Annotated in this window: 39 protein-coding genes; 3 read left to right on the forward strand and 36 right to left on the reverse strand. The window is 43.0% G+C overall.

Annotation, left to right across the window (positions count from 1 at the left end; translation table 11 throughout):
• Nucleotides 1-184: 184 nt before the first annotated feature.
• From EIZ58_RS31875 to EIZ58_RS31885, 3 genes are all read right to left on the reverse strand, one after another.
• Nucleotides 185-550, reverse strand: coding sequence for a hypothetical protein (locus EIZ58_RS31875; protein WP_134705076.1), 366 nt, complete (start codon nucleotides 548-550; stop codon nucleotides 185-187).
• The gene (locus tag EIZ58_RS31880; protein ID WP_134705077.1) at nucleotides 543-971 is read right to left on the reverse strand and encodes a hypothetical protein; all 429 of its coding nucleotides are present in this window, start codon (nucleotides 969-971) and stop codon (nucleotides 543-545) included. Before EIZ58_RS31880 ends, EIZ58_RS31875 begins: the two co-directional genes overlap by 8 nt.
• Before the next feature lie 174 nt (nucleotides 972-1,145).
• The gene (locus EIZ58_RS31885) at nucleotides 1,146-1,442 is read right to left on the reverse strand and encodes a hypothetical protein (RefSeq protein ID WP_134705078.1); all 297 of its coding nucleotides are present in this window, start codon (nucleotides 1,440-1,442) and stop codon (nucleotides 1,146-1,148) included.
• Nucleotides 1,443-1,619: 177 nt separating this feature from the next.
• Between EIZ58_RS31885 and EIZ58_RS31890 the strand changes: the two genes are divergently transcribed.
• On the forward strand, nucleotides 1,620-1,826 hold the full coding sequence (locus EIZ58_RS31890) for a helix-turn-helix transcriptional regulator (protein WP_240689489.1): 207 nt from the start codon (nucleotides 1,620-1,622) through the stop codon (nucleotides 1,824-1,826).
• A gap of 35 nt (nucleotides 1,827-1,861) precedes the next feature.
• On the opposite strand, the gene EIZ58_RS31895 is transcribed toward EIZ58_RS31890, so the two are convergent.
• Complete coding sequence (locus EIZ58_RS31895; protein ID WP_134705080.1) at nucleotides 1,862-2,065, reverse strand: hypothetical protein; 204 nt, start codon at nucleotides 2,063-2,065, stop codon at nucleotides 1,862-1,864.
• Nucleotides 2,065-2,700, reverse strand: coding sequence for a DUF4352 domain-containing protein (locus tag EIZ58_RS31900; RefSeq protein WP_240689490.1), 636 nt, complete (start codon nucleotides 2,698-2,700; stop codon nucleotides 2,065-2,067). Before EIZ58_RS31900 ends, EIZ58_RS31895 begins: the two co-directional genes overlap by 1 nt.
• A gap of 126 nt (nucleotides 2,701-2,826) precedes the next feature.
• Here EIZ58_RS31900 and EIZ58_RS35290 point away from each other — a divergent pair, with 126 nt between their 5' ends.
• Nucleotides 2,827-3,132 carry a sunset domain-containing protein gene (locus EIZ58_RS35290; protein ID WP_134705081.1) on the forward strand — a complete coding sequence of 102 codons (306 nt, stop codon included), beginning with the start codon at nucleotides 2,827-2,829 and terminating at the stop codon, nucleotides 3,130-3,132.
• Between the two features lie 43 nt (nucleotides 3,133-3,175).
• Here the strand turns inward: EIZ58_RS35290 and EIZ58_RS31910 are convergent, their stop codons facing one another.
• The 30 genes from EIZ58_RS31910 to EIZ58_RS32045 form a co-directional block, all read right to left on the reverse strand.
• Nucleotides 3,176-3,814, reverse strand: a complete 639-nt coding sequence (locus EIZ58_RS31910) for an N-acetylmuramoyl-L-alanine amidase (protein ID WP_240689491.1) — start codon at nucleotides 3,812-3,814, stop codon at nucleotides 3,176-3,178.
• Nucleotides 3,807-4,229 (reverse strand): phage holin family protein, encoded by a 423-nt coding sequence (locus EIZ58_RS31915; protein WP_240689492.1) that lies wholly within the window; start codon nucleotides 4,227-4,229, stop codon nucleotides 3,807-3,809. The genes EIZ58_RS31910 and EIZ58_RS31915 overlap by 8 nt, the downstream gene beginning before the upstream one ends.
• A gap of 59 nt (nucleotides 4,230-4,288) precedes the next feature.
• On the reverse strand, nucleotides 4,289-4,573 hold the full coding sequence (locus EIZ58_RS31920; RefSeq protein WP_134705082.1) for a hypothetical protein: 285 nt from the start codon (nucleotides 4,571-4,573) through the stop codon (nucleotides 4,289-4,291).
• Nucleotides 4,573-7,230 carry a phage tail spike protein gene (locus tag EIZ58_RS31925; protein ID WP_134705083.1) on the reverse strand — a complete coding sequence of 886 codons (2,658 nt, stop codon included), beginning with the start codon at nucleotides 7,228-7,230 and terminating at the stop codon, nucleotides 4,573-4,575. The genes EIZ58_RS31920 and EIZ58_RS31925 overlap by 1 nt, the downstream gene beginning before the upstream one ends.
• Before the next feature lie 34 nt (nucleotides 7,231-7,264).
• Nucleotides 7,265-7,516: a hypothetical protein gene (locus EIZ58_RS31930; protein WP_134705084.1), complete on the reverse strand. Its 252-nt coding sequence runs from the start codon at nucleotides 7,514-7,516 to the stop codon at nucleotides 7,265-7,267.
• Between the two features lies 1 nt (nucleotide 7,517).
• A complete protein-coding gene (locus EIZ58_RS31935; RefSeq protein ID WP_134705085.1) occupies nucleotides 7,518-7,820 on the reverse strand; it encodes a hypothetical protein in 303 nt (100 codons plus the stop codon).
• Nucleotides 7,821-8,411 (reverse strand): hypothetical protein, encoded by a 591-nt coding sequence (locus EIZ58_RS31940; RefSeq protein ID WP_134705086.1) that lies wholly within the window; start codon nucleotides 8,409-8,411, stop codon nucleotides 7,821-7,823.
• Nucleotides 8,345-10,807: a hypothetical protein gene (locus EIZ58_RS31945; RefSeq protein WP_134705087.1), complete on the reverse strand. Its 2,463-nt coding sequence runs from the start codon at nucleotides 10,805-10,807 to the stop codon at nucleotides 8,345-8,347. The genes EIZ58_RS31940 and EIZ58_RS31945 overlap by 67 nt, the downstream gene beginning before the upstream one ends.
• A 10-nt stretch (nucleotides 10,808-10,817) precedes the next feature.
• Nucleotides 10,818-11,618 carry a distal tail protein Dit gene (locus EIZ58_RS31950; RefSeq protein WP_134705088.1) on the reverse strand — a complete coding sequence of 267 codons (801 nt, stop codon included), beginning with the start codon at nucleotides 11,616-11,618 and terminating at the stop codon, nucleotides 10,818-10,820.
• The gene (locus EIZ58_RS31955; protein WP_134705089.1) at nucleotides 11,615-13,867 is read right to left on the reverse strand and encodes a phage tail protein; all 2,253 of its coding nucleotides are present in this window, start codon (nucleotides 13,865-13,867) and stop codon (nucleotides 11,615-11,617) included. Before EIZ58_RS31955 ends, EIZ58_RS31950 begins: the two co-directional genes overlap by 4 nt.
• Before the next feature lie 8 nt (nucleotides 13,868-13,875).
• On the reverse strand, nucleotides 13,876-14,025 hold the full coding sequence (locus EIZ58_RS34060) for a hypothetical protein (RefSeq protein ID WP_167578100.1): 150 nt from the start codon (nucleotides 14,023-14,025) through the stop codon (nucleotides 13,876-13,878).
• Between the two features lie 50 nt (nucleotides 14,026-14,075).
• Complete coding sequence (locus EIZ58_RS31960; protein ID WP_134705090.1) at nucleotides 14,076-14,429, reverse strand: hypothetical protein; 354 nt, start codon at nucleotides 14,427-14,429, stop codon at nucleotides 14,076-14,078.
• Nucleotides 14,429-15,043, reverse strand: coding sequence for a hypothetical protein (locus EIZ58_RS31965; protein ID WP_134705091.1), 615 nt, complete (start codon nucleotides 15,041-15,043; stop codon nucleotides 14,429-14,431). The genes EIZ58_RS31960 and EIZ58_RS31965 overlap by 1 nt, the downstream gene beginning before the upstream one ends.
• A 12-nt stretch (nucleotides 15,044-15,055) precedes the next feature.
• Nucleotides 15,056-15,454 carry a phage tail tube protein gene (locus tag EIZ58_RS31970; protein ID WP_134705092.1) on the reverse strand — a complete coding sequence of 133 codons (399 nt, stop codon included), beginning with the start codon at nucleotides 15,452-15,454 and terminating at the stop codon, nucleotides 15,056-15,058.
• Nucleotides 15,454-15,648, reverse strand: a complete 195-nt coding sequence (locus EIZ58_RS31975) for a hypothetical protein (protein WP_134705093.1) — start codon at nucleotides 15,646-15,648, stop codon at nucleotides 15,454-15,456. The genes EIZ58_RS31970 and EIZ58_RS31975 overlap by 1 nt, the downstream gene beginning before the upstream one ends.
• Nucleotide 15,649: 1 nt before the next feature.
• The gene (locus tag EIZ58_RS31980; RefSeq protein WP_134705094.1) at nucleotides 15,650-16,048 is read right to left on the reverse strand and encodes a DUF3168 domain-containing protein; all 399 of its coding nucleotides are present in this window, start codon (nucleotides 16,046-16,048) and stop codon (nucleotides 15,650-15,652) included.
• Entirely contained in the window at nucleotides 16,045-16,506 is a 462-nt protein-coding gene (locus tag EIZ58_RS31985; protein WP_134705095.1) for an HK97-gp10 family putative phage morphogenesis protein, read from the reverse strand. Before EIZ58_RS31985 ends, EIZ58_RS31980 begins: the two co-directional genes overlap by 4 nt.
• A gap of 8 nt (nucleotides 16,507-16,514) precedes the next feature.
• On the reverse strand, nucleotides 16,515-16,952 hold the full coding sequence (locus EIZ58_RS31990) for a head-tail adaptor protein (protein ID WP_134705096.1): 438 nt from the start codon (nucleotides 16,950-16,952) through the stop codon (nucleotides 16,515-16,517).
• 21 nt (nucleotides 16,953-16,973) lie between these two features.
• Complete coding sequence (locus EIZ58_RS34065) at nucleotides 16,974-17,123, reverse strand: hypothetical protein (RefSeq protein ID WP_167578101.1); 150 nt, start codon at nucleotides 17,121-17,123, stop codon at nucleotides 16,974-16,976.
• Nucleotides 17,124-17,137: 14 nt separating this feature from the next.
• Nucleotides 17,138-17,416: a head-tail connector protein gene (locus EIZ58_RS31995; RefSeq protein WP_134705097.1), complete on the reverse strand. Its 279-nt coding sequence runs from the start codon at nucleotides 17,414-17,416 to the stop codon at nucleotides 17,138-17,140.
• Nucleotides 17,417-17,454: 38 nt separating this feature from the next.
• A complete protein-coding gene (locus tag EIZ58_RS32000) occupies nucleotides 17,455-18,648 on the reverse strand; it encodes a phage major capsid protein (protein ID WP_134705098.1) in 1,194 nt (397 codons plus the stop codon).
• A 44-nt stretch (nucleotides 18,649-18,692) separates the two neighbouring features.
• Nucleotides 18,693-19,307, reverse strand: a complete 615-nt coding sequence (locus EIZ58_RS32005; protein WP_134705099.1) for an HK97 family phage prohead protease — start codon at nucleotides 19,305-19,307, stop codon at nucleotides 18,693-18,695.
• The gene (locus EIZ58_RS32010; RefSeq protein WP_134705100.1) at nucleotides 19,273-20,544 is read right to left on the reverse strand and encodes a phage portal protein; all 1,272 of its coding nucleotides are present in this window, start codon (nucleotides 20,542-20,544) and stop codon (nucleotides 19,273-19,275) included. The genes EIZ58_RS32005 and EIZ58_RS32010 overlap by 35 nt, the downstream gene beginning before the upstream one ends.
• Nucleotides 20,545-20,561: 17 nt before the next feature.
• Nucleotides 20,562-20,747: a DUF1056 family protein gene (locus tag EIZ58_RS32015; protein ID WP_134705101.1), complete on the reverse strand. Its 186-nt coding sequence runs from the start codon at nucleotides 20,745-20,747 to the stop codon at nucleotides 20,562-20,564.
• Between the two features lie 4 nt (nucleotides 20,748-20,751).
• The gene (locus EIZ58_RS32020; RefSeq protein WP_240689493.1) at nucleotides 20,752-22,485 is read right to left on the reverse strand and encodes a terminase large subunit; all 1,734 of its coding nucleotides are present in this window, start codon (nucleotides 22,483-22,485) and stop codon (nucleotides 20,752-20,754) included.
• Nucleotides 22,457-22,813, reverse strand: a complete 357-nt coding sequence (locus EIZ58_RS32025) for a P27 family phage terminase small subunit (RefSeq protein WP_134705102.1) — start codon at nucleotides 22,811-22,813, stop codon at nucleotides 22,457-22,459. Before EIZ58_RS32025 ends, EIZ58_RS32020 begins: the two co-directional genes overlap by 29 nt.
• A 102-nt stretch (nucleotides 22,814-22,915) precedes the next feature.
• Entirely contained in the window at nucleotides 22,916-23,305 is a 390-nt protein-coding gene (locus tag EIZ58_RS32030; RefSeq protein WP_134705103.1) for an HNH endonuclease, read from the reverse strand.
• A 45-nt stretch (nucleotides 23,306-23,350) separates the two neighbouring features.
• Nucleotides 23,351-24,049 carry a hypothetical protein gene (locus tag EIZ58_RS32035; protein WP_134705104.1) on the reverse strand — a complete coding sequence of 233 codons (699 nt, stop codon included), beginning with the start codon at nucleotides 24,047-24,049 and terminating at the stop codon, nucleotides 23,351-23,353.
• Between the two features lie 21 nt (nucleotides 24,050-24,070).
• Complete coding sequence (locus EIZ58_RS32040) at nucleotides 24,071-24,700, reverse strand: hypothetical protein (RefSeq protein ID WP_134705105.1); 630 nt, start codon at nucleotides 24,698-24,700, stop codon at nucleotides 24,071-24,073.
• Between the two features lie 94 nt (nucleotides 24,701-24,794).
• Nucleotides 24,795-25,013 (reverse strand): hypothetical protein, encoded by a 219-nt coding sequence (locus tag EIZ58_RS32045; protein WP_134705106.1) that lies wholly within the window; start codon nucleotides 25,011-25,013, stop codon nucleotides 24,795-24,797.
• A gap of 418 nt (nucleotides 25,014-25,431) precedes the next feature.
• Between EIZ58_RS32045 and EIZ58_RS32050 the strand changes: the two genes are divergently transcribed.
• Nucleotides 25,432-25,656: a hypothetical protein gene (locus tag EIZ58_RS32050; RefSeq protein WP_134705107.1), complete on the forward strand. Its 225-nt coding sequence runs from the start codon at nucleotides 25,432-25,434 to the stop codon at nucleotides 25,654-25,656.
• A gap of 211 nt (nucleotides 25,657-25,867) precedes the next feature.
• On the opposite strand, the gene EIZ58_RS32055 is transcribed toward EIZ58_RS32050, so the two are convergent.
• Nucleotides 25,868-26,062, reverse strand: coding sequence for a hypothetical protein (locus EIZ58_RS32055; protein ID WP_134705108.1), 195 nt, complete (start codon nucleotides 26,060-26,062; stop codon nucleotides 25,868-25,870).
• Nucleotides 26,063-26,398: the final 336 nt, after the last annotated feature.

A 26,398-nucleotide genomic window follows, 5' to 3' on the forward strand; every position in this document is an offset into this window, starting at 1 on the left:
TACATCATGCCGCCCATAATATTACCTTTTGCAACATCGTGAACGTCCATTTATAAAGACGCGTAAAAACAAGTTTCTTCTATTATATATCTGTAACATTGTTAACCTTATTTCACGGTTGTTCACATCAATGCGTGGTCAAAATGTGGTCATTGTGGTCAGCATGTGGTCAATGAGTCTAGTCTTATTCGGCTAGGCTCTTTTTATTAAGTTTAACCTTATACCCCTTCGACGTCTTCTCTGGTTTTGCTCCCTTCGCCTCCTCTTTTTGTATGTAATAAATAAATTTCATGACGGCAGCGGCCACCACAGTAGTGCTCATTCCAAACCAAAATAAAAGTGCATCTCCCCCAAACACATCTATGTGCTGCAGGTGACCCTCTAACCTAAAGACATCTACCAATCCCATTGTCTTGTGGATCCTCACCGTCCAGTCATCTGCTCTATTGATAAATTGAATACCTCCCTCTTTCAACCATCCAATGGTGCTACATACCACATAAGCAGCTGTACCCGCCTTCACGATCCCAATCTTCTCTTGTTTATTCATGCTTCGCACTTCCTCTCATGGAGTTAATGTATCTTCGCTTCAAGTGGACGATTATGAATGAGGTCAGCAGTCCGATGGCAAACCCTGCATCTACACAAAAAACTGCTCGAACATCTAGCGTCTTTATCAAGGTAATGATAGTGGGGATATGTGGAGATAGGTATTGCTCAGCCAATAGATATAGTTGGTGGGCTCCAAAAAATCTGGATCCCATCTCGGCCGCCTTTACCGTAAGGTGTGCTTTGGTTTGTCTTTTGAAATAACTGTTCTGCCATGCCTTCTTGGCTAAATGCTTTGCACTTTGAAATAATCCATTCTTTCTATTCTTCTCCTTCAAGGTGATGGGATGACCGCCCACACGGACTGCAATTACCTCTGCTGTTGTCTCAATCCTTAGATCGCCAGCCATGTAGGTTTTCATGATACTCCACCACCTCAAAAGATTTGTTAAAGTACCTTATGAAGTTTTCTTCATGTCCTATGCATATTTTTTTCTAGCCAGGAAAAAGTAATATCAACTAGAGTGGATTGGAGGGATTCAAATGCTACCATATTTAGTAGGAGGAGCTATTGGAGCTATTGGTGGTTTGATCTATTACTTCCTGTAGGACTGCTTCTTCTCAGCGAAGATGAATTGAAGATCTCCATCCACTTTGGATGGGATGATTCTAAACCTGGATTGTGTCTTATGCTGGTCCTGGACATAGTTAATAATGTTTTCATTCTGTAGGCATAATTCCACCAGGTAAGTCTGCAATGCAGTTTTAGGAATGCCACAGGCAGTAGCCAGCCGATCTAATTTTTCATGAATGGATTGAGAGTAAGACGAATTAACTCTGATTCGCTTATCAGATCGTTCGGCCCTTACCCTCTCCCCTCTCTTCTCCATCATAAAAATGCCTCCTCCCCGAGTCTTAGCTTAGGTACCATGTAACCACGTAACTTGGTACTTGGGTAACCACTAAAAAGATATGAGGGAAAAACGCGTATCTTGCTTGTCCTTCTAAAATTTTCTCTAGAAACTCATGAAGGAATTTTCTGCCCCTTCACGAATAGAATTCTATAGGTGATGAATATGGAATTAACTCCAATCGCAAAAGTAATTAAGGAAAAGGGATTAAGAAAGGGGTGGGTAGCGGAAAAGGCAGAGGTAGCTCCTGGGACGCTGTCGATGATTATAAGTGGGAAGAGCAAACCAACTATCGAAGTAGCCATCAGGTTAGGGAGAGTCTTGGATAAATCTGTTGAGGAACTGTTTGGTCATTTGGTGCCATAAAAAAAAAAGCCTTCTACCGAGTAGAGGGCTTTTTTTTATTCATACACTTGCTCTATCATCTTTTGCTCCATGAGATAGCTGAGGAAGGTCATCGCTTGGTTCCCATCGATCTTGAAAATACTAATTATGGAATGCACAGTGAATTCCTGCTCTCCAACTATCTCTTTTAGCTTAACTGCTGCATTGTACCACTTATCTTGTGGAACCGGTGGGAGTTCTGGTTTGAATACGAACCTCATTACTCAACCTTAAGGGTTATTTCTTTCCCGGTCATTCCGCCTCGTGCCTTTAACACAAAACCTTTTGCATCTTTCGGTACATCATAAGCAAGGTTCCCTTCTATTGAGAGTCCAGGATTAAGTTGTTGGAGTAAAAATGTTTTTCTCTTGGCATTTCCAGTTGATGATTCAAATGCAAGAGAAGCTTCTGATGAAGGTGAGAACTCTCGACCTTGGTCATCAACTAATTTATAACTGTTCGAATCAACCGTAATTGCATCCTTTTGATTATTGGTCACATTAACCTTTACGATCTTAAATATTCCTTGTGCCTCTACTGTAGAGAATTGGTTGTTACCTATTTTCTCGACTGACTCAAATCCTAGAACAGATATCTTTACATCTGAGGCAACACCTTCATTAGAAAGTTCAACAGGCTTTTCCTCTGGTTTAGCTTCTTCTTTAACCGGTGCAGGTACTGGAGCTGGAGCTGGCTGGGCTTGATTAGTCGCTTCAGTTTGTTGAGCAGCTGGTTGGGCAGTTTGATTAGTTTCTTCATCCCCTCCCCCAAGGTTGGCAATTACGATGATTGCAATCACCCATACCCACCACTTTTTATAGAATGGCTTTTTCACTTTTACTTTCTCTTCTGACATAGTAGTCCCCTCCAAATATTGTATGTATAAATCATCTTCACAATATTCCACAAACAATTTCCTAATTCCTGCTAGTTTTTAGGAATAATTCCCTACATATGATTCTTTATGGAAGGAGTTTACTACTTGAAGGTTGAAATAATAGTGCTAAAGAAAGGGGATGTTGATCTGATGAAAAAGACTTTTGTATCACATTCGATTGCTTTTTTGATAGTCATGTCTTTTATGGGGATTGCAAGTGCGGATCACGGGAAGATTAATGCTCATCCTTACAGTTATTGTAATGGTGGTGTTAAGGGGAATATCAGCAGTAGTGGGGAAAAGATATATCATGTTCCGGGTGGTCAGTTCTACAACAAAACAAAGGCTGAGTACTGCTTCAAAACGACAGACCAAGCTAAGAAAGCTGGGTTCAGAGCATCCAAGAAATAATAATTAAAATCCCCACCGCCAGTGTGAGCTGTGGGGATATCTTTTATTTCAAATTAGCAAGAATTGTAGCCAATTCAGCTCGTGTAACAAAATGATTTGGCTTAAATGTACCGTCAGGGTATCCAGACATAAGCCCGGCATCTTTTGCCTTCTGAATGGCTGCAGCCGCCCAATGATTAGCTTGGACATCGGTAAACGGTCCCTGCTGCAAGGCTTGTTTAATATCACTCATGATTTTATCCCACCTTGGTAATAAGGTACTCGGACATTGTTTCCCGCTCCAATGTTTATGAGGTACTACATTAGTTAATGGGATGCAATGCTGCTTCATGAGCATAACGACGAGCCAAACTAGGTTAGCTTCTGCTTTCGCTTGGTTTATCCCTTTAAAATTGCAAACTTCTATACCAATAGATTTTGTGTTACCTGTTCCGCCTCCGTCTCCGGCGTGCCATCCTTGCTCGAATACCGATAAGTGTTGATAAATTTCATCGGTGTCATCTACCGTAAATGTCCAGGATTTTTGACTTCCGCCAGATCCGTTTAACAAATATCTCGAATGAGCCTCGGCGTTCGCTAGGGGATTATCCGTGTTATGGATTGTGATATACTCCGGAGCCATTGGCCTATTAGGTTTATTTGCTGATCCATTAGGGATTATTCTTTGTATGATTTTAGGCACTTTTTCCACCCTCCTCTTTCTCGTCCTTCTCTTTCAATACACGGATCACTTTCTTAACGGGAGCTGGTATCCATACGCCTAACTTTCCGCCATTCTCTGTAATCGAAATAAATTCATTTACAATAAAAGCAGCAGCTGCACCATCATAAATCACTCCGTTTGTATGGAGTACAGCCATGTCCAATCCTTTAATGGCAGCTAGTAAAATGACGATATAGAGCTTTTTCAAAATGCCAGTAAACCCAGTCCGGCTACTTAAGTCTTTGGTTTTCCATCCCACCATGAGGCCGGTTATGTAATCCGCCACCATAAACCCACATAGAAGTGTAAACGGCAAGCCAAACCCTCCTATCATCCACGATATAAAGCCGGTTACCGTTCCTGTTACTATGGTTAATCCATCTACCTTCGTCACGCTTCATCCTCCTTTCAACACAAAAATGCCCTATAATGTCATAGATCTAAAAATTATAGTTATCTTTTTTGTCCTGCTTGTCCGCCGGTCTTGGGAAGATAACCCAAAATCTCTTTAATCTCTTCCGCTCGTTTCTTTAGATTCTTTACTTGGGTTACTATTTCTAATAACTCTCTAGATAAACTTTCTCTAAGCTGTTTAGCATCTTCCACGGACCCTAGGTTAATTACTTTTTCCTCGGTTATTGTTAACGTGCTTTCTACTGGCTGCTGCCCACCCGGCGCCTTATTGGTTTGTGCGTCTATGTTCCCTTTTGAGAACTTCATAGATTTATTCTGCTGCACTAAATCCCCTCCGTAATGGTATCTTCCCAATTAGATTTTAAAACGTCATCACTAGGGTTATCGTATCGTTTAGCAAAACCTCTTCTCATTCCAGATATGCGCCAATCGAAACCGCCGTTCTTTCCGTCTTTCTCTTTGAATAGTACATAGTCCGGCCCTATTTCTTCTACATAGACTAGAATAGGCGCATAAGGAGTGGCTGAAACTCTCCACGGCGTCTCCGGTGTATGAGGCTCGATACATTCCAAGAATATAGGATCTAGCATAACCTTACATTCTCCGTTTACTATCTGCGCGTGGCCCTCGTCATTGAATCTAAATTCCGGGCTCTCGTTAGCACTCAGACCGACATAGCCGAAACTCTCTGTTAAATGCAAGGCGTTTTTGTTTCCTGTCACATAAAATCTGCCGTAAACCGTTACGTCGGTATTACCTCCATAATTACTCATGTACATGTAAGGTGCATGAAAATCTAAAGAACTGGCCTGTAATAACAATGGATGACTAGAACCGTTAGACTTTCTCCCTATAATTCTAGCTGCATCCCCTAACGCGTCGGCCCACGCTGCGATTTGCAATCTTTGATCTGCTGTGCCACTTACATTCCGGTGAATATTAAAGGATCCGCTATCCCCAAACGTCCATATATCTAATAAAGTGCGGCCTCCTTTAACTACGATAAAAGGAGAGTCACCAGACCCTATGGCTGTATAATCACTTGATCCCTCATCTCCACTCCTAAAACTGGTGGCGTACATTTCGCCGCCTCTTACTTTTATTCCATACTTTCCGGTTGCATATTGCCCCATTACCACACGTTCCGTACCACCGGCGTCTATCACTCGCACACCATTTGCGTCAATGTATGTGGCGTTATAAGACACGCCTTTTTGCACACTGTTGTTGGCAATTGCTTGAGCTGCCTCCGCTGTTGACTGGGCGTTAGTAGCGGCACTTTGTGCATTTGAAGCCGCTGTTGCCGCATTGTTGGCTGCTGTTGTTGCTTCCCCAGCCTTAACATCCGCGTGCTGTTTAGCTTCCTGCAACATCGCATTAGCTTGATCGATACGTGCTTGCTCTTCTGCAGTTATCAAACCGTCTGCATGAGCTTCAGCTGCTATACGAGCGGCTTGGGCCTGGGCATCTGCGTAGGCTTGGGCGGCGGCTTGAGCTTCAGCCGCTTTAGTGTTTGCTTGTTGGGCCGCCGCATCCGCCGCCGCTTGTGCATTGAGCGCATCAATAGCTGCCTGTTCAGCAGCCGCATGTGCTTCTTGTAAGGCTTGTTGTTGTTCCGGTGTCATACCAGGTTCATAACCTTCATCGAAGGTGGTTCCTGATCCGATATGGATTAAGGCTGCGTTTATACGTCCAGCATTTATAAGATCCGCCGTAAAACCTTGCCCTGTCCCGAACGTCCGCCAATTCCATAATCCATTGGTCTTTGAATTTGCGATAGCAAAAATTCCAGGGCCAAGATAGAGAGCTCCGTAGTCCGGACTGGTCGGATCTGTGTTCTCCAGTAGGAATCCCTTATCAGCTAATACCTGAGCATTAGGATAAGCTCCTGAGGCAACAAGCTGATTTTTCAGGGCATCAATTACCCCATCTAACCAGTAAGTGTTGACTCTCCCTCTATATTGGATCTGATCTACAACCCTCTTCGTGTCTTCCAGCTCAGAAAGATAATCCTCTATGCCGGGGATAAAATTAGCGAGGACAACTCGGGACTTTTCCGGTTCGAAGGGATAATGTTCATATTCAACGATACGAGCCATTACATTAATGCCTAGCTCTTCATCGATGACTTTCACTGTGTCCCCTAACGCGAAAGATTCCGTAGATCCAAACTCAGCTAAAGCTTTCAACTCAACAATATCAATCTCATACGTAACCTTTGGCGTCTCTACTTTTTTGAGATATTCCTCTCCCTTTCTTTGCAAGGTTTCAGTAGTCTCAATTTCACTAAAGGTGACTTCTCCCTTTTTAGGACGAGGATATAAGCCGATGTTAGGACTGTCGATCGGCGGGATCGATAAGTCATCTTTTCCGTAAACATAAAGCCTCGTAATTACCCCGCTGGCATCGGTAGACTTCCGAATACTTTTTAGGTTCTTTCGGTATCTAAATTGGATCCCGTTATTGTTACCGATCTGTTCATACAGACCAACCGTGAAATTATCAAGCTTTACCTCACAATCAGCCAGTACATTCAAATGGTTGATGCCCTTAACCGGGGATCCTTTTCTTAAGGTAAATTGATGGGAGCTGGTGAGCCTAACGGCATCAGCTGTAAACCGCGTCCCTTGTAACAAAGTAGATAAGATGTGTTGAGGTGTCCCGAAGGTTTCAAGATTCTCAATGTATTCATCGATGAGTTCAAAAAAGATGTGTTCACAAAAGACGTTCCCAATCAACTGGTCTGTTTCGTCTCTTGACTCGCCAATCTTTCGGATAATATAGAGCTGGCCTTCCACCTTGACGAAATTATCCTCTTTAACCGCGAACCATTTCTCATCGATTCTAGGAAGGGAAAACTCAAGGGTGTGTTCACCATTCAATTTCTCGAAAATCCTTATATCAAAAGCATTCTCTAGAATCGCTACACCATAGCCATCATAATTTGTTGCCATCTTGTCATAAATCACAGGGTACTTCATGGATATCCCCCTTAACTAAAAAAAGACTGGGGAACTACTCCCCAGCTGGCTCTTCAAGCTCTTCAACAGGCTCTTCAATTGTCACTTCAATTGTCTCTTCTTCAACTGGTGCTGGTCCCTCGAGGAAGGTCTTATACTCCTCTTCAAACGTACTGCATCGTCCTTGCTGAATGATAAAAAGAAAGGGCTCCTTTACTGATCGGAACCCATACCCCCACATCTTGCACCAATATTTCTGATCCTGTACCGTCCACCGAGGATCATCAAATGGATAGTTCTCTGACATCTCACTTTGCCTCCAATTCTATGATTCTAGTTTCTAGCTCCTCTATTTTCGACTGCAGCTGCATGATCAAAGTAAGAGCAAAATCATCGATGTCTTGCATCCCCTCGGCCCGCTGCTCGAGGAGCATGGTTTTACCCAAAGTAAAAGCGTCGATCTCTTGTAACCCTTCTGTCCGGATCTGCAAGTTATCCACGCTTAGTATTATGGGTGATTCTTTTTTGTATTGCTCAACCATAGCATCAAACTCAGCCTGGGTAATGACGCCTTCATCGATGAAGCGCTGAATAAGTACATTAACTTCCATCTACGCTATACCTCCTGCCTTTAATCTGGCCAGAATCTTGATGATCTCATTGTTGTTAATAGATACCCGCGTTGCCAGGTCAGATTGCTGCTGAGAGAGATCACTTACGACTGATCGCAGATTATTGTTGTACTGAGCAATAAATTCAGTTGGGTTGGAGGTAAATAAATGACGATCTAAAACAAGATAACTGACTGTTACCTCATCTTTTGCTAGATCTAGATTAGCCTGTGGAATCGTGAACCTAGCGGTGCCAAAGGCATTACTATCTACCACTCTTGTCCACTTGCGGGTTTCGTTAACTGAGTTATGGTAGATGCCTATTAATGCTCGTTTCCGATTCTTTAGCAATGAAGTTGGCAAAGTGGAATTATTAATGTGGTATAGCCCTCCACTCAATACCGGGGTCATCTTTTCCCTCACCACAACCCCGGCACTCACTTCAATTTGGTTCCCACCTTGATGTAAGGAAATAGCACCTTCCGCTATAAGCTGTTCTTCCCTGGCGACTGCCAACTGATAAGTTAGTTTGTACGGTGTGTAGCCCGGTGCGCGGTTGGTGCATCCACTCCATCCACGATGTTTCGCCATGAGGTTGGTTTACCGTTAGCGTCGACGGTTTTGGCTTGCCATCCGTTGAAATAGGCTTTCCACTCGTCAGCGGTTGGGATGTAAGTTTCTCCAAATCCAGTTTCTACATCACTAACGGTAATGTTTAAATTGTTCGCGCCATCGTTAGCGGTGTTGAACGAATCACGCCCATTGTTTACTGTTTGTTCTTTCAATGTTGTTCCATTGTATTTCACTAAAGAATGCCCGTTTGAAAACAATGAGTTTGATCTTATTCCATTGAAAGAACTCAGCGGAATCCTAACAAATTTATAACCTTCAAAATCATTACCTGAACTGAACGCCAACGCCACATCCAACAAAACATCCGTTTCCCATCGCTTCACCTTCACAAACCCACCATCACGGCCAATCAATTGATCAGCAACGGAACCTTCGAGTGATGCCGCCAACTGGACATTGGGGAAGTATAGGTAATCGTTGTTTTGTGGTTCAAACGGTGTGGCGACGGTACCTAGTTCTAGTTGTGGGTTGGTGAATGTAAATGTTCCTGTATTTGGGTTGGTAGCTCTCAGAGTAACAAATCCTGAATAACTTGAATCGACTGTGAATGTTAGGCCGCCACTAATCGCACCAACAACCGCACCGCCAACGCCAACACCTTTGTGTACATACAATTCACCGTTATGCGTCGCACTAATCCGGTATGTCTGACCATCTATAACAGGAATAGCTATAAAGGAATTTTGATACCCTGCCGTTGCATCCAATTGAAGTCTGTAAGGCTCTAACGCTTTTGCATTCGCGTGCAATGTCCATTCCCCACTCGTAAACGGCGGCAACAAATTCTTCCCGCGCTTCTCCACAACCGGTGCCCATACATGCTTCACATCCTGCACAAACGGATAAGTTTCCGCAATGTACGCATCCCGTTGTGCCGCGGTCATGCCATCCATCTTCGTCTTTTCCGGCGCGGTGATTTCATATAGGCGCGTGGATGTTAGGAACGGCATGTTGGCGGCGGCGTATTCCAACTCAATGTCGATATAATCGGTGTTGATTGTGGAAGCAACGGTGCCGTTTGATGCATCGGCAAACGCGATGATATGCACAAAACCATCATTGCCAATCCAATCACTTATGCTAGAGGATAGTAAACTTGTTAATTTGGTTACTGTTGCGTTTTGGTGACTTCCACTCGTCACTTGTTGCCATTCATTCGCACTAAATCGCCATCTATTAATAGTTGCTCTATTCCCATTCGGCCCACTACCAAACCCGTGCCAATTGGCCGTGATTTTCGTCAACCTATCCTTCAACCGTTGAACCTTTTGCGCCACCGTTGAACACCCGGCGAAAAATCCAATGCCGAATTTGCGTTCGACTATGGCGATGAGGTCGAAAGAGAATAAATGTTGTGAAATTTCCCCATTCACACTTGTCGTAAATAATACTGTGGTTCCATCCAACGTACTAATGCCGGAAACAGAAGTGGGCCCCATATTATCAGCTTGTGATATTGGTGTTGCTAGAGTAGATGGTTTCAATGCACTAACTTTGTGTGGAACTTCAACTACACTTCCATTGACTTTCCCCTTGAAATCATCACGCAAGCTATAAACCGCGGATGTTTGTCCGGTGATCGTTTTGAATCCATAGGTGTAATTGGCTTCTGCACCCACTTTAATTCCGCATTTTCCATTCAGAGAATAGAACAAATAGTTTTTCGCACTCTCCAAATCCATCTTTGCACCCAAATTCATTAGAGTTCGTCCTTTGAAGTTAAGGACATTAAACGGGCCCGCTTGAGCCACATTTAGAACCTGTAGGCCTTGTTTTAGAGTAGCTGTTTGTTTAGCAGAATCAATCTGTTGAGTATGGATCTCTCTGATCAAGTCTCCAGCTGCCGTTCGGTTAACTCCATCGGCGCCTCTACGTAGGTCGATAACCTCATTGTCCTTACCCGAGACTTGAGTAGATACAATGTGACTCGTCCGGATATAGGCTTCCTCTACTGCATCCTTAAGATTTTGCTTATTTGGAATCGAACCGGCATAGCTGATATTTTCAGCCTTATGTGCAGTAGTTGAATTCGTGTGTTCATTATGACGAGTGATAGAGTCCTGCTCCACTTGAGTAATTCGGGAATGGACTTCACTTCGATTCGCTTCATCACGATCCTTACTCTCCTGCTCAATACGATTGTCACGATCTTTACTTTCTTGCTCAATTCGGTTATCACGATTAACACTGTCCGTCTCGATTTGGCTTGCTCGGTTATCTTGATCGACTTTATTGTTATCAACCGTTTGGGTAAGATCCCCTAACTCGCTATTCAAGGAACTAAAATTCTCGTTCACCTTCGGGTACATGTCCCGCAATTTATCAGAACCATTTAAAGGTTTAATGATCGCCATGTTACCCTCCTTATATAAACTTTGGCTTAAATTTAAAGCGGATCTCGCAGTTCAAATCATTCCCACTTACAGAGACTTGATTGACGCCTGGCTGCAACAATAAAAAACTCCCAGACGTCACCGCGAGTTTGTTGGTTTCACCTTTTATTGCTGTATATCTTTCATGATCAATTAACAAGGTTCCATTGGAATGAGCCTCGTTATAACGGAAAGTCTGTCCATTGGCCGTTATGACTAGCGTCGAAAAAGAGCCAACGATCTCTGTAACGGGTCCAATATCCAATGAACCAAAATTATTTACCTCTACTGTTTGAGGGCCTGTAAAGGAGAATGTATAGGAATCCTCCGGTCGATAGTCACTATCTAGAATAACATCACTGTCCAGCCCTCCGACTTCGTCCGCATAGTCCAGAAGTGAAGCAAACGGATCTACCGCCGTAAGATTCAGGGTAAAGGATCCAAAAGAGAGTATTCGCTTCAGAGGAACTTGGTTTGATAACCTGACACGGTAGACCTTATCTGGCTCCATATCAAAGACGAGATCTAGCGTTTTGGGTCTACCTTTACCATCAAGCAAATGGGCAGCAAGCTCCCTCGCCTTCTTTTGTAGATCATAAGAAGAGCGGGCATCGATGGCGCAGGTTAACTCAAAGACTTTTTCTCTAGTCAACGATCCAAAGTCATAGGCTCCATATCTCCCGGGCAAACGAACCAATTGGCTCTCCATCTGTCCAGTCATAGGAAGCTGGCTGTCCTTTAACAAGAGTAGATGTAATTCAGCTGCTGTTTTACCGCCCAACTTGAAGGTCATCGCCTAACCCCCGTTCCCCGACTCTTGCTTTGAAACAACTGATACAATTCCCTTGCAATCGCTTTTACATCGTTGTCGCTTCTAACTGAAATATTTGCCCCTTCAAAAATCCGCTCAAAATTAATAATCTGGGAAACATCCGAATTAGAACCAGACCCAGTATTCGAGTAAGATTCACCAACAGAGTAAACAGGTTGTACAGTAGGAGCTGCGAATAGATGATTCATAGAAGCTTCTACCCGGGGGATCCCTTTGAGTATGGAATCACGAATCGGACCAGCAAAATCTAATTTATCCAAGTCGCTTAATGGACCTACTTTAGCAGGGGAGAACGGAAGGTAGTCACGGACTTTACCGGCCAGCGACTTCACGGTGCTTAACACGGAACTAAATGCATTTTCAATACCGTCCTTCATCTGCATGATCAGCCCGCGTCCAGCGTTGTAGAAAGTATTCCTAAGTCCTTGAATAAAACTGACAATACCATCAAATTTGCTAGATACGGTTGAATGGAGACGACCGAGATAATCATCAAACACATTCTTTACCCCTGACCACAACTCGCCAAAAGCAGATTTATATTTACCCGCAATCGTACCGATGAATTTTAAAATCTTACCAACACCCCATACCTGGATCCACGCCCAGATCAGGTCGATCGCTTCTGAAAAGATAGTTTTAACGTTCTCCCATAGCCCTTTCCAGTTCCCTTTAAACAGGTTGGAGAAACCTTCAAAAATATTTTTAATAATCGCGGTCCCAGATTGGAATATCTCTTTGATGTTATTCCACGTGTCGGTTACGATAGTTCGAATAAAAAGGAAATCAGAATTCCAAGCTTTAGCTACTGCATTCAGTACCTTAGTTGCTAAGTTCATCGCTGTAGTAATAACCTTAACCAAAACATCCAGGGCCGCTTTTATAGCAGGTACCGCATTGGCTGAAAACCAGGTCACGAATTTTGCTACTGAATCCCCCATTGCTTTCCAAATGCTTGATGCATTGGGTTCTGCTCCTACAAAGGTAGCAATCATATTGAGGAAAGCAACCTTTAAGTTTTCCCAAGCTGGAGCTAACGGAGCCAAGGCGCTAAGGACAGCCGTTTTGATATTATCCCATGCCCATGAGACCACATTTCGAAGGTTCTCGCTCGCTTGCCACATTTGATTCCATATTGCTATGGCAGCCACGATCGCAGCGGATACCACAATTACGGTACCAATAACAGCTAGAAAGGCTGTCACTACTGGACCAATCATCATCCAAAGCCCACCGAAGGCAGCGGCATAGGCATTTACGGCAGAAATACCGATTGCTAAAGGAGCTAGTATCAAGGTGAGAGGAGCGATAAGAGCAAAAAACCCAAAGATCATTTGGGTTATCACAGGATTAATTTGATTTAGCGCGACGAAGAATTCCCCAACTGCTGTCATAACTCCAAGTATGGACTTAATCACATTTGCCATCATTTCACCGAATGGTCTCAAGGCTTCCAGCCATACTGCTTTAAATCTCTCAAATGCAGGAACAAGGGTTTGATCGACTGCATTAGCGAGCTTAACGATCAAGTACAACTCAACTGCAGTAATAATTCCTGCCCCCAACTGAAGCATTTGAATCCCCATCAAGCGCTGATTAATTAACCTTACAAGGTCACTTAATTCTTTCATATTTGCCGTAGGGCCAAGTTCCCTTAGCGCTACAACTGCCGCTTGTCCATTCTTCGCCATCGTCTCAAGTCGGTTCGCAACGCCCAAGAACATGGGATCCAGAACCCGTATGGGGTTCCCCACTCGTTCGATATGCTCCATCGTTTTTACTGCTGAATTCGTTCGAGCCATAATCGCCGCTGTGGACTGGAAGAAACTCGTTTTCATGGCTTCGTTAGAAGCTATCAACTGATCCGTTATCTTCTTCTGCTTTAAACCTAGTTGTTCCAGGCTTCCCATAAACTCACGATTTTTCCCAGCAAACTGTGATGCACTTTCTGAAAGGGCAGCAAAATCTTGCCTTACTGCCTTCTCCGCCTGCTTTATGGCTTCACGCATCTGCCTAGCCTGTTGTACAGCTGCAGTCAAATAACGACCGGTCTTTGTTGTAGCTTGCTGAGTATTCTGGGCTAAGCTATTCATTTCCCCCGAGATGTTATCAGCCGTATCTTTGGCTGTATTGGCAGCTTCTTGCATCCCGGATACAAACTTTTTCACATTGGCTCCTATCATGACGATAAGCTGCCCAACTGTTGCCATGGTTTACCTTACCTCCTTCCCTTTTTGGATTTAGATTTTGATTTTCTTTCTAGTTCCTTGTTAGCTTGTTCTTGTTCCTTGTGACGAATATAAAAGAGCGCCTTCCATTCGGTCAATTCAGCCGAGGAAATGCGCTCTAACATCTCTGCAACAGTCATCCCAAGCTTCTCAGCAAGCTCGAAGTAAAACCTACGCTCAGGATGACTTTCTAGTTTTTTGTTGCTTCTTTAACAGCAGCTTGGTTAAATCCGGATAGCTTCATGGCGACCTGTGCTACTTTTTCTAAGGCGCCACCACTCTTCCCATTAAGGGCATCACGATCAGCATCAGCAAATACCTTTTCGCCAGTTTCAGGATCGTACACCGATGCAATTAACAATTCTGGATATAGTTTCTCAAAATCCATTGCTCCGGTCTGGGTATCAACACAAGCCGAGAGAATCTTTGCTCGAGCAGAGCCGGTCAACCCCCGTACCTGCACTTCTACTTCCCATTCAGAAACAGGTACATTTTCCTCCTTAATATCCTTCGCGTTCAAAATCTTCTCTCTTAATTTACTCATTATACTGATACCGCCCTTCCGTCTTTATCGGTTGTCCCCTCGAAATCAATTGATTCTTCTATTAGTCCATCCGCTGAACCAGAAATTTCATCACTCGAACAAACTGCCCACATTTTTAAATCTGGTGCCAGTGCTGCATCAACATAAAATTCTAGAACGACTGGTTCACCGGCTTCTAATTTGTTTCTAAACACTGGGTCAACATACCATCTTCCTAGTGAAGCCGATGTATCTTTTAGTGCCTGCTTTCGCTTAACCCATGCATCTTGAAAGCCTGTAGTTTCCTGATTATCTGCTTCAATGATCCAACTGTACTCCTTGGCTTCGCCTACAGTGGTCAAAGGCAAATAGGCAACATCTACCGTTACGGCCCCGCGGCCGGCATTAGCCACATTGAAAACAATCTTTCCTGTCAGTCTATCTACCACGTAGGCTTCTGCTGTAACGACGCCTGCAACCTTTACTGTAACAGCAGCATTAGGATCCAGTACTCGCTTAGTAGTATCCGTAATAAAATACGTCCTATTGTCCGCTTGTTTCGTCGTAGCTAGCCCAGTTGCGGATACCGCCGCACCGGACATTTTGATTAATGCTTTTCGACCAGAAGTGGCCATCCTAATTCACCCCTAAACCAGCGAAATGGCATCAGAGCCTTCAAGATCGATTGAGACCTCAATTACCCCATCAGCCGCTCCTGATACCTCGAAACTAGCAACCTTGACCTCCTGCTTAAAACCAGTGGTTCCATCAGGTAGAAATTGAACGAATAAGGGCGTGTCATTTATTAGTGCAGCTCGAATTATAGCCTGCCCATTCGTATCATCCGGCTTATAAAATCCTGAAAGGGAATAGTTAGCATCTTTCAATCCTTGCAGCCTTTTTACATAATCTGAATTGAAAGTTGAAATATCTTGGTTATCACCGTCGATGCTCATAGACGCATCATTCAAATCCTGGACATCATTGAAAGGACCACCTGTCGCTGTACCTACCTTCACTCGTAGGCTCTTTCCCTTCATTGGCATTAATCAACACTCTCCTTATATTCAAATCCGCAAGATTTACATTCCCAGTGTTCCGGACCGCCCATAGTGGTCAGGTTTAGTCGGTTCTGGTGACTGCATTTGCTTTCACTGGGTTCTTCATGCAATAAAAAAAGCGCGGCATCGATCTGCGCACGCATAGAATAAAGCTGATTGATAAGTGCTTCTTTATTCATCCTAAACCTCCTGGACAAGACATCGATACCTTACCGGTACCTGTCTAATCCCATCAAATTCATCAATTCCCGGAAATGCACTTTCGTACTGAAGTGATATCAGCTTGTGATTGGTCAATGTAATGGTTCCGTCATCTAGTAAGCCATTCAGTCTAGATAGGATCCTAAACGCTTCTTTGAAGCCCTTATTATTTGACCAAATCTGCACGGTTATTAATACATTTTTTCCGTCTTTTCCAAAGGAATTGAACGGGGTTTCTATGAAATCATTTATAGTAACGTATGGAAAAGGCTGTCCATCAGGAACATAATCAAAAACCCCCGAAATCATTCCCATTAACGTCACATCACCCGTCAATTTTTCGTATAGAGCCTTTTGAACATCGTCAAGTGCTGTCATAATGGATCACGCATTGCCTTTCGCAAATCGCTGATATAGCCTGGCTTCTCTTCTTCAAATGCAGGAGATAGAAAGGGCATAGCTGGCATTTCACCTGTGTAAGCTATCTTACCTTTCGTATAGCGAATACCATTCCACATCTTACCCTTTTTCTTGGTATAACGTGGATTAGTACCAAACTCAATCCAGTGTGCCTTCCATCCTTTTGGAAGACGGGGACCAATCGTAGCAGAATACCCCTCGTTGAACACAATAGGTTTAATACTATTTTTGGTTTCTCCTTGATCTACGGCAACCTTTGACTTCGCATTAGTGCTGATTTTACTGGCTGAATCAGCCACGACATCTTTGACGTTAGTTTGGACATCTGAACTATACCGTTCAAACTCTGCAAGCGCAGCTTCAAGTCCCCTTACCTCAGTAGAGAAGAACCCTCTATTCCTAATTGGTCTAGGCATATGGTCACCTACAATTCCTCATCACAAAATAAAAGCATATACCGTCTTCGGCCATCTTCATCGATCACCGATCGTGGCTCCAAGATCCTAGCGAATGGGGTCCCTTGTAATACATAATCTTCATCTAGAACACTATCACTACTAAGGGTTGGTCCTGCATAATGTTGTATCCACAGTAATCTTTTATCCGGTGTCATACCTTTATCCGGAGACAAACCATTGAAATACCTTATTCGGACTCGATGGGTTTGTACAGGCTTCTTCTGTTCACCAATGTTTGCCTCTTTTGTTTGTGTCACATTAAAAACTGCCTCAATATGGGCCCAAACCGTTGCAATATCCTCCCAGATCTCTTCAAATCCGCCTTGTCCATCAGGTACACGTGTTACTTTCTGGATAGCAACACGTTCCCTTAGATCTCTGATTTTTGGCTCCCTCTTTTTCATACTATTACCAAGCCATCTGAACTACTCGTCAGAGTCTAAATCGTCTTTCTTGTATTTAACCATCAAATTCCCTGAATCCGTTACGCTGACTTCATATTTGTGTCCTCCTGGCGAGATCAAAACAAACCTTTCAAATTCTTTTTGATTTTCAACACCATTCTGCTTTGTCATATCTAATACACCTCCTAAGTTGATTCATAGCAGTGAGAGAGTTGAACAAGGATGCTCTCTACAGTAGTCCTTATCTTCTCACTTACCTTCCCGATCATCTCTCGATTTTCATACCAGTCGGATACAAGGACCAGGCAAAATAATTTCGCAAGCTCGTTTTTTTCAGTAAAAACATGGCCAGTAGCATTAGTTAAGTACTTCTCAGCAGCTGCAATTAGAAGATAGATAACTCCATCTTCATCAAGGCCGTCCACTCTTAGCCAGGTTTTAACTTCACCTAATGTAAGTATCATAAAAGCCCCCTTTTAGGGGACGGGGAGTCTCCCCGTCGTTAACTTAAGTTGATTTGACCGTATACCGCGGCACCGGAATCCCAAAACTTTATATCATTTCGCATAATCGTACGAAGGTCCGTTGTATCTCGTTTGAATGCATCGCCACCCTCTTTAGTAGATGCCAATTCATAGAAACGACGTTCAAACAGCACAATTAATTGCGCGAGGTTCCCAATCCAAATTGGAGCCTTGTTAGGTGTACCAGTAATATTAGCAACATAGCGATTCGAAGCCACGGCCAATGGTTTACCAAAAAGAAGTTTGCGCCCTGGTTGTGTGATGTCATCTTGGAGCAAAAAACGACCATCACTATCTTTTTGTGAATCGAGCCAATGATATCCATCTTGGTTAGTCAAAATAACGGCTGTTGCTGAAATGGCCGGGTCCAAAGTAACGTTGATTACTTTCTTGATTGCAGTAAGATCGGCTAATACTGTGGGTGTCATCGTCCTAAGTAAAGTGGTAATCTGGCTATTTTTTGTTACTACTGCCTTACGAGCAATCCACTTGGTCACATAATCGATGACGTTTTGGTCACTATCGGCCAAGAGTTCATTGGTTAGAGGAAGAATTCCAGAACGCTTCTTTACAGAATAAGGAACATTTACGAATTTGGGATTATCAGTCTCGGGAATCAAACCATATTCATCTACAATTGCAAAAGGCGTCATTGTCTCGTCTTTTTCTAAAACGCGAGAACCGCTCAATGTGCTAACTGGCTCTACCTGAACATATTGTGACAGGTCATTCAGAGTTCTCATGATGGTATTAATGCGGGTTTGGATGTCTTGAGGGACAATCAAAGCAGAATTCCCGTCTGGAATTGCCGGGTTAGTACCTCCTTCATTCATAACTGCCCGTTGTTCATATTCTCTAATAATACTACGTTGCTCTTCTGAAACTGGTCTTCTGCGGAGAGCATTCATAAAAATACTGCGATACTCCTTTTCCAACTCGGCATCCTCGCGAGTTTCTGGGCCACGTGGTTCCCCACCAGCTGGAATGCCTCCACGATGCTCGCCACGCTCTCCTTCTTCAAGAGCCCGCTGCACTTCAATTTTCTTTTGTAGAGTTCGGACATCATTCATTCTTGTCTCAGCTTCTTCAACTTTGTTATCACCAAGAAGCGATCTAACATCTTGTTTCATTGTATCTAACTGATTAAGTAGTGCACGGAGTTCTTTAGTCATTTAATTTCAATCCTTCCAATTTTAGATAATAAAAAAAGAGCCAATTACATGAGCTCTAGTTCAAGTGACAATATTCGTTTACGATACTCGTCAGCTGCTCGTTTTTGTCCCTCACGATACTCGTCAAATGATCGTACAGAGACTTCATTCGCTGGGTAGGCCGGGAAAGCAACCGGTGAAATTTCGAAAAGCTCAGCATTCAAGATCGACCGCTTATAAATTCGTTTTTCGCCGCGCTTTTCTGAAGACCATTTATCCTTAGTGACACGCATTCCGAAGGAAACACCGTCTACATCCCCTCGTTTTATTAGTTCCCAGGCATCGTTGCCAACGGAAGTATCCGGAATATCTAATTCGAATCGAAGCTCCTTATCTGAATTATCCAATCGGAGGGTATTGCTTTTCGTATTCCCTAACACTTGGGAAGTATCGTGGGACCATAATCCAACAACCCCGCGAACTTTCAAACTATCATCAAAGGCGCCAGGTGCAATTTCCTCCACAAACGTGTCTCCCCACCAATCTCGCATTTCGGAACTCTCTGTACTGTACTTGATCGCTCCTGATATCGTTCGCTTTCCATCTTCACCGGCAGCACGAATCTCCAGAGCCAAAGGAAGAGCCCTAATCTCCTTCGTTTCCTTCGTCTTCTTTTCCATTGTTTTCACCACCTTTCTTTAAGTACTGGGTCCCCGCCATTCCAATAGGCATCATATTACCGTTCACCAGGAGACGATCACCTTCCGGATCCGGCGGCATTTCTTCTTTTGCCCTGGCCTCGTTCGGCTTGAGGAATCCACCTTGAATACCGATCCGATATGCTTCATAACGTGTTTTAATATCGGACCGCAGAATGGAATCAACATTAAACCAGCAGTAATACCCTGCTTCCAGTTCACTTTCCAGGAACAATTTCCATGTCAATTCCTGCTCATACATGGTCAAGATAGGTTGCAACGTCTCAACATAGAATTGACGCTGCTGTTCAGCTGCATTGTTATAAGTTGCCCGGCTCAATTCATTGATTTGGTGCATCTTTATCCCGAATGCCGTGGCGATTTGTCGAATGGTCAATTCAGTATTCTCTAAGAATTGGGCATCTGACATGGATAAACTAAGTGGTTGGAATTGGTATCCTATGGGCATTAATGAAATCCGATGGCTATTTTTCAAGCCAGAAGACATTTCCTCAAACTTTTCTCGGAACTTCTTTTTCGCTTCTTCATTTAAATCACCCACGTATTGCACAATACCCTTGGTTTGAAGACCTTGTTTGTAGAAATTATTAATGAACCTACCAGCTGAAGCTGCATTTTCAACTGTGGACCTTAGGTAGTCAAGCGGTGCTATTCCAACGATTCCATCAAGAGTAACTCCTGATTTAAAATGTAGGATCTCGTCTGGGAGTAATTTGCGCAATTCTCCACCAACGTTTACCTCATACCAAATCCGACTCTTACTGTTAAATAACCCAATATCGTCAACCCAAATCGTGACGTTTTTAGCATCGATCGGCCATAAACCAACCACACGACCGGTTCTTTCATCCGTCTCGATATTTGCGTAGGCATTTCCGTAGGTATTCCGCTGCGTCTCAACACATTTTAATACGTCAGATACTGACATATATGGATTAGGTCGAAGCCTTAGCAGGGTATTCAAAGAGTGCCTAGTTGCTTTCCGAATTCCGTTATCGTCTTCTTGATAGATCTTCAAAGGCAATTTTGAAATGGATTCAGCAAGGATCTTAACACACCCAAATACTGTCGCCTCCTTGAGCGCATTCCTCCCGACCACATTTACTTCACCTGGAGTAATTCCTAAAAACTCCAACAAACCGGGATCGTTGAGAGAGTATTCAACACTTCGCTTTTCTATTGCACGCCTAAAAAACATCTAGTTTTTCACCTCCTTCATGGCGGATGTTGGTTTGGCGGTTGACGAGCTAAAGTAATGCCAATAGATATTAAAGAAGCCCCAAGGCAATATAGGCCTGCTGTAAAATTTAATCGGAATGTAGCGATGTTTATTGCCACCAGTCCCGAGATAATAAAAAAATCATCCGCATAGTTTCGGATGACATTGAAATATTTTTTCATGGGATCACCCCCAGAGTTTGTTAAGGACATCCTCTTCTGCAAATTCGGATACATCAACCTTTGGTTCCGCGAAGACTGCCCGAACATGCGCATTGATTAGGGATACAATAGGATCAATCCGTTCAGTTGATTTATTCTTAGCCAATTTTATATTCTCATTAGGGTCCGAAATTTCAACAGCATTTGAAACTGCCCAAGTTAATACAGGATTATTATTGTGAATGATCTTCTTCTGATAAACCAGTTCACGGAAATTTTTTGTAGGTTCAGACAAGGTAGTGATTCGTTGTTTGATTTCGACGGTCTCAAAACCTTCGTCTGAAAAATCTTGGACAATTAAACCAGCTGACCATTCATCATAGCAAACCTCTTTACCCTTCCACTTATATTCCTCAAACTTATCAACGACATATTTAAGTACGTAGCGATAGTCTACCACTGCACCGGGAGTAACCGTAATCCATCCTTGCTGCACCCATAGGTCATAGGGGACGTTATCTGTCTGCATTTTCTTAGCAAGAGTCTCCTCCGGAATAAAAGAATGGGACAACACAGCAAAGCGACCGTCCATGAGTGGAATTTCAAAACCCACACTGGTAAGGTCGATCTTCTTGGACAAATCAATTCCAGAGATACATACATGTCCACGAACATCCGGGAAATCATCAGTCCCGCAAGCCTCCCACTTATCCATATCCATAAAGCCATCTTCTTTTTGATCAAGCCATTTGTTAAAGTTTTTAGTATAAACTCCTCGTCGTTTGTCTGGCTGATCCTGCGCTATTTTTAATTCCCCACGAAGATATTTTAGACCATCTTTCGTTTGAGCTAGGAGGGGATTACATTTTATCCAGTTACCCTCATCGTTGATATCATCGTCCTTATCCATCTCGGCGATGTAAATGAAATATTCATCGTTTTGATAAATGCCCTCCAAAACCTTTTTGCAATACTTGTACTCAGCATAGCACGGGCTTGATAAATTAAATCCGGCTGTAGTGATAACGAATATGAGCGGTTGCCTTCGCATTCCCATACCGGAAATCAATACATCGTACATTTCACTGGTCCGATGTTCATGATATTCGTCGATGATTCCACAGTGAGGGTTAAATCCATCCATCTTTTTCGCATCACGGGATAACGGCATCATACGACCACCGTTTTTCCGATGAAGCATTACACTTCTGCTCTTTTGGATCTTAATTCGCTTCCGAAGCGGCTTGTCCAGCTCAACCATTTTTTCAGACGCTCCGTAAACAATTTTAGCTTGGTCACGTTGGGTAGCAGCTGTATAAACTTGAGGTCCACCTTCTCCATCTGCAGCGAACATATACAAACCTACAACGCCTAATGTAGTGGACTTCGAATTTTTTCGCGCTACCTGCTCGTATGCCTTCCTGAACCTCCGCATACCTGTATCTTGGTGAACCCATCCGAATATGCTTCCTACAATAAATTTTAAAAATGGATCTAATGTCACCGGGTCGCCTTGCTTCACAGTTAGTCCATCTTCGATGTGACGACAATGAGTTTCGGCGAACTTAAACACCTTGTCCGCCTTGGCTTCTTCGAAAACGTAAGGGAAATCTTTACACCCTTGCCTTTCCAAATCATTCAAATGACGTTTACAGGCTAGTATGACATACTTGCCAGCAGTAATTTTCCCTGATACCACATCATGAGCATACTGCGTTGTTGGATGATGATTAATCAAGCAGATCATCCTCGTCATCATCCTCGTCATCATCCATGGTACCGACCTTTTCTAGCTTTGATTGAATCTTGTTCATCTCGGCAATTGCACTCAGGTATGACCGATAGGCAGGATTAGATTGAAAGGTCTTCCCGCCGCGAGAATTTACATTGACCACAGTGTACCCATTTTCCTTAAACTCTTTTTCGAGCTCCATCTTTTGACTTCGTAGATTGCATAAGTTGACGATCCACTCCTGGTGCCTCGGCTTGATCTTATCTCCGTATTCCTCTATCAGGAAAAGGTAGTATTTCTTCGCTTCTCTGTCGTATAAGCTTTTCGGGGGTCTTTTCAATTTCTCATCAACCACGTACCTCCCTCCTAACGTACTTTTTCAAAAAAATCCAGTTTTGTGCGCGTGGGACTGTCGGGGCGGTTTCGGATGAGTCAACAAGAAATATTTGAACCCGCCCTACCCCCTCGACTCGCCTCTATAACCTCCATGTACCCTGTTATGACATGCATTGCATAGACTAATCAGATTACTTAGAACTAACCGCTGCTCCCAGTGCTTTCGAACCTCATTGACGTGATGCACCATGTCTGCCGGCTTGATCCTCTTGTCCCTTAGACAGTGTTGGCATAGATGATGATCGCGCATCAATGCCTTTAACCTTGTACGCTGCCACTCAATGCTTTGATAGAAAGACCTTGCTTTCTGATCTCTCAGATAATCATCATAGTATCGGTGACGATCCCTTCGATCCTTCAGCTGCTTGGCTTGATGTCGCTCGCAATAGCGTTCGGTGGTTAGAGCTGGACAACCGGGGGAAGCGCAGGGCTTCTTTGGTTTAGCTGGCATTAATTAACCTTCTTTCAAACAAAAAAAGCGCCTTATTAGCGCCTTTTAAATCCTTGTCAATCGTTTATACTCACTTGTCAGTTTCTTTAATTCGACTAGGTATTCATCGTTAATTTTGTAAAGCGCATCAAGATATTGCGGGTACTTACTCCTGTGAGCCTCATGATCTACCCTTAGTTCTCCCATTTCGTTAGTAGTCTTTTCTTCATACAAAATATTTAACCAGTTCTCTGAAATTGTTAAGAAATTTCTTATCACTGTGTAGCATTCCACATTTACTGTTGCTGCCTTTATCATTAGTTCATCTGAATCCTTGAGTACATCTGATAACGTGGGTGCAATATCATAGTATTTTGGTTGATAAACTGCATCGCAAAGGATATTGAGAACACCCGCCAAACGAAGTGCAATGTCATCCGCTGATTTTACTCGTTCTGGAAAAGATCTTAGGAATTCACTCCTACCTTGGTTTTTTAGTGTGATTTTTACTCCTACAAGTGTTAATGCGCCTCCGATAATCGCACCCAAAAAAGCAAGGTAATCTACTTCCCCAAATATTGAAGTTAATTCTTTTGGAAATATCCTATACAAAAATACTGGGATAACGAGGACATTTACCATTACAAACATTGCAATAATTAACCAATTAATGATTCGCCTTTCTAACTCCACCGTAACCCCTCCCGCAAATTTAAATTCGGCAGAAGGGATCCAATTCCTTTTTTCTATTTCAGAAGTAATCAAAAAAGCACCTCATTGGGTGCTTTAAGGAATAATTTTCCCTGTGTTTTTTAACTTATCTATAATACTCGGTGCCGTTGTAATGATCCCAGTATTCAACTTAAGATTACCACCTTCTAAATCTCCCCAAGTTACCGGTCCTTTTATAACAGTTTTATTTAAGTCATTCTGCATTCTTTCCAGCTTATCTAAGACAGTTTCTAATTTTGTTTTATCACCAATATCGGCTTCATTTTCATATATTGCTCTAACCTCAGAAGATAACGAACCAATCGATGCGTTCATTTCCTGCATTACTCCTAGCATATTTGAGGAACTAGATTGCCATGATTCCTGGAGGGAAGTAAGCTGATGACTTATAACCTCAAGCTCGTCAACTTTATCCCTGATTTTTATTAATACAGATTGGACCAAGACATCTTTCTCTGATGAAGTCTTAGACTGATAAAAGGCATAGATTATTGCAACCACGGCCAATATGATTGATGCAAAGCCACTGGCTAACGATATTTGGTTTACTAATATCGTATTATCACCACCACGCCATGTAATACTTAAGATAAATGCAATGACCAATCCAATAATCCAATAAATAAAGTCCTTCTTTTCGGGAAAAGTCCTTCTTTTTTTATCGCTTTCTTGTACCTGATCCATTGATTTTCTCTCCTTTTGTGTTTGTCCACCGAGAAGTATACAATGATTATGGTACCTTTAAAATACTTTTTTCTACCTCACTCAAAAAAGCACCTCATTGGGTGCTTCCTTTTGGTCCGTAATTCATTTCAAGGATCTCTTCCTCAACTCGATCAACCCGCTGAAACAATTCTCGTTTTGTGATAATTTCCTTTTCATTCAGAAGCTGCAGCAAAGCTACAATCGTTCTGTCTTGCTCTCTCAACGCCTTATCCAGAAAAGCTAACTTTGCCTGCATGATCCCCAATAAGGCTTCTAACTTTTGATCCTCCACCCTGGATCACCTCCCTGCTCTACTTAATTCGTTAGCAGGAATGCTCTCCCTTTTTTGGTCACAGAAATGTCAGGATTTAATGAAGAATCGACCAGGGACCAATTGTTAACAAAGCCACAAGTCCTAAGAAAGCCCCTATCTGATAACTACCCTTAATTCTCACAATCATGGAAAACAGGATGCCCGGAAAAACTACCCATAGAATTATTGGTAAGAAAAAAATGTTTATTAATGGGCCGACGCCCTCAATTATCGATGTAACCAACATTTCTGTAGTAAACATATCTGCACCTCCTCATAATGCCAACTATTTCTTCATAAATTGCCAATTACCTACAAATTTCGTCCGACAAATAATGACAACTTGTAGGAAATTGACCAACCGATATAGAATGACATTCTTAAGGAGGTGAGAAAAATGGCAGAGCAAATTCAAGTGAATCCAACACCTATACAAAGAAATGCGTTTGATGTTGCGATTGAATTAACTCAACTGTACACTCAAAGGTATAGTTTTGATCAAAATGAATTGGAGCAAATGTTTACTAAGTACTACGCAATTGCTAGGGTACTCGAAAGAACACATCCAAACGATCTTCAAAATCTGGTACCGAAAGACATCATTACTCAAATTAAACGGTAATAAAAGCCACCCTCACCCGGTGGTTTTTCTTTACCTTCACTTTACCTTTGGTAATCCCTCCAGCTCCCTCGCCACTCTCGACGCCTGGCTGCACGATTACCCTTGGGCTTAATCTTATGGAGCAACTGAGGAAGAGTGAACTCGTTCCAAGGCTCTGTTTCATCCCTCTGTTCTTTAGTCCGGAAAAACTCTAACAACCTCTTTAGTAAGCTCATCTCTTCTTAATCGCCCCTCCTCGTCTTTCATAGGTATCACGGTACTTTCCCATTAACCGCTCGGTTTCACGGAACTGCCTTGCTGCCAGCTCCTCAGGATCAACATATCTATTATTCTTCTTTCGCCTGCGCCGGCGGATCTTCTTTAGCTGTTCTTTGGTGTCGGCAGGTATCATGTCTTCTAAGCGCATAACGATCACCTCACCATGGTAATGCCACTATCTTGGTCCGTGGCTTTGACCTTATGGCCAGTAGCCTGCTGCTAGGCAGCGCTCAAAATCCAAGTGAGGACACTCAACGCTACATAGTAGCTTAAGGGCATTTAACCCCACCTCACACCAGACCACCGCGCTCATACGCTTGCTTCTCCATCCATAAGATGAATCACTACAGCCCAGCCGAGTACCACCATTGATAAGGGATAGGTGACATCTCCCATGACTCAATGGTACTGGCTTTTAGGCGCTTGAAAGTCCGCGCTTTATGCGTTTTTTGTATGCGAAAAGTACGGGAAAATAAAAAAAAAA

It is taken from the genome of Ammoniphilus sp. YIM 78166 (assembly GCF_004522215.1).
Lineage (GTDB): Bacteria > Bacillota > Bacilli > Aneurinibacillales > RAOX-1 > YIM-78166.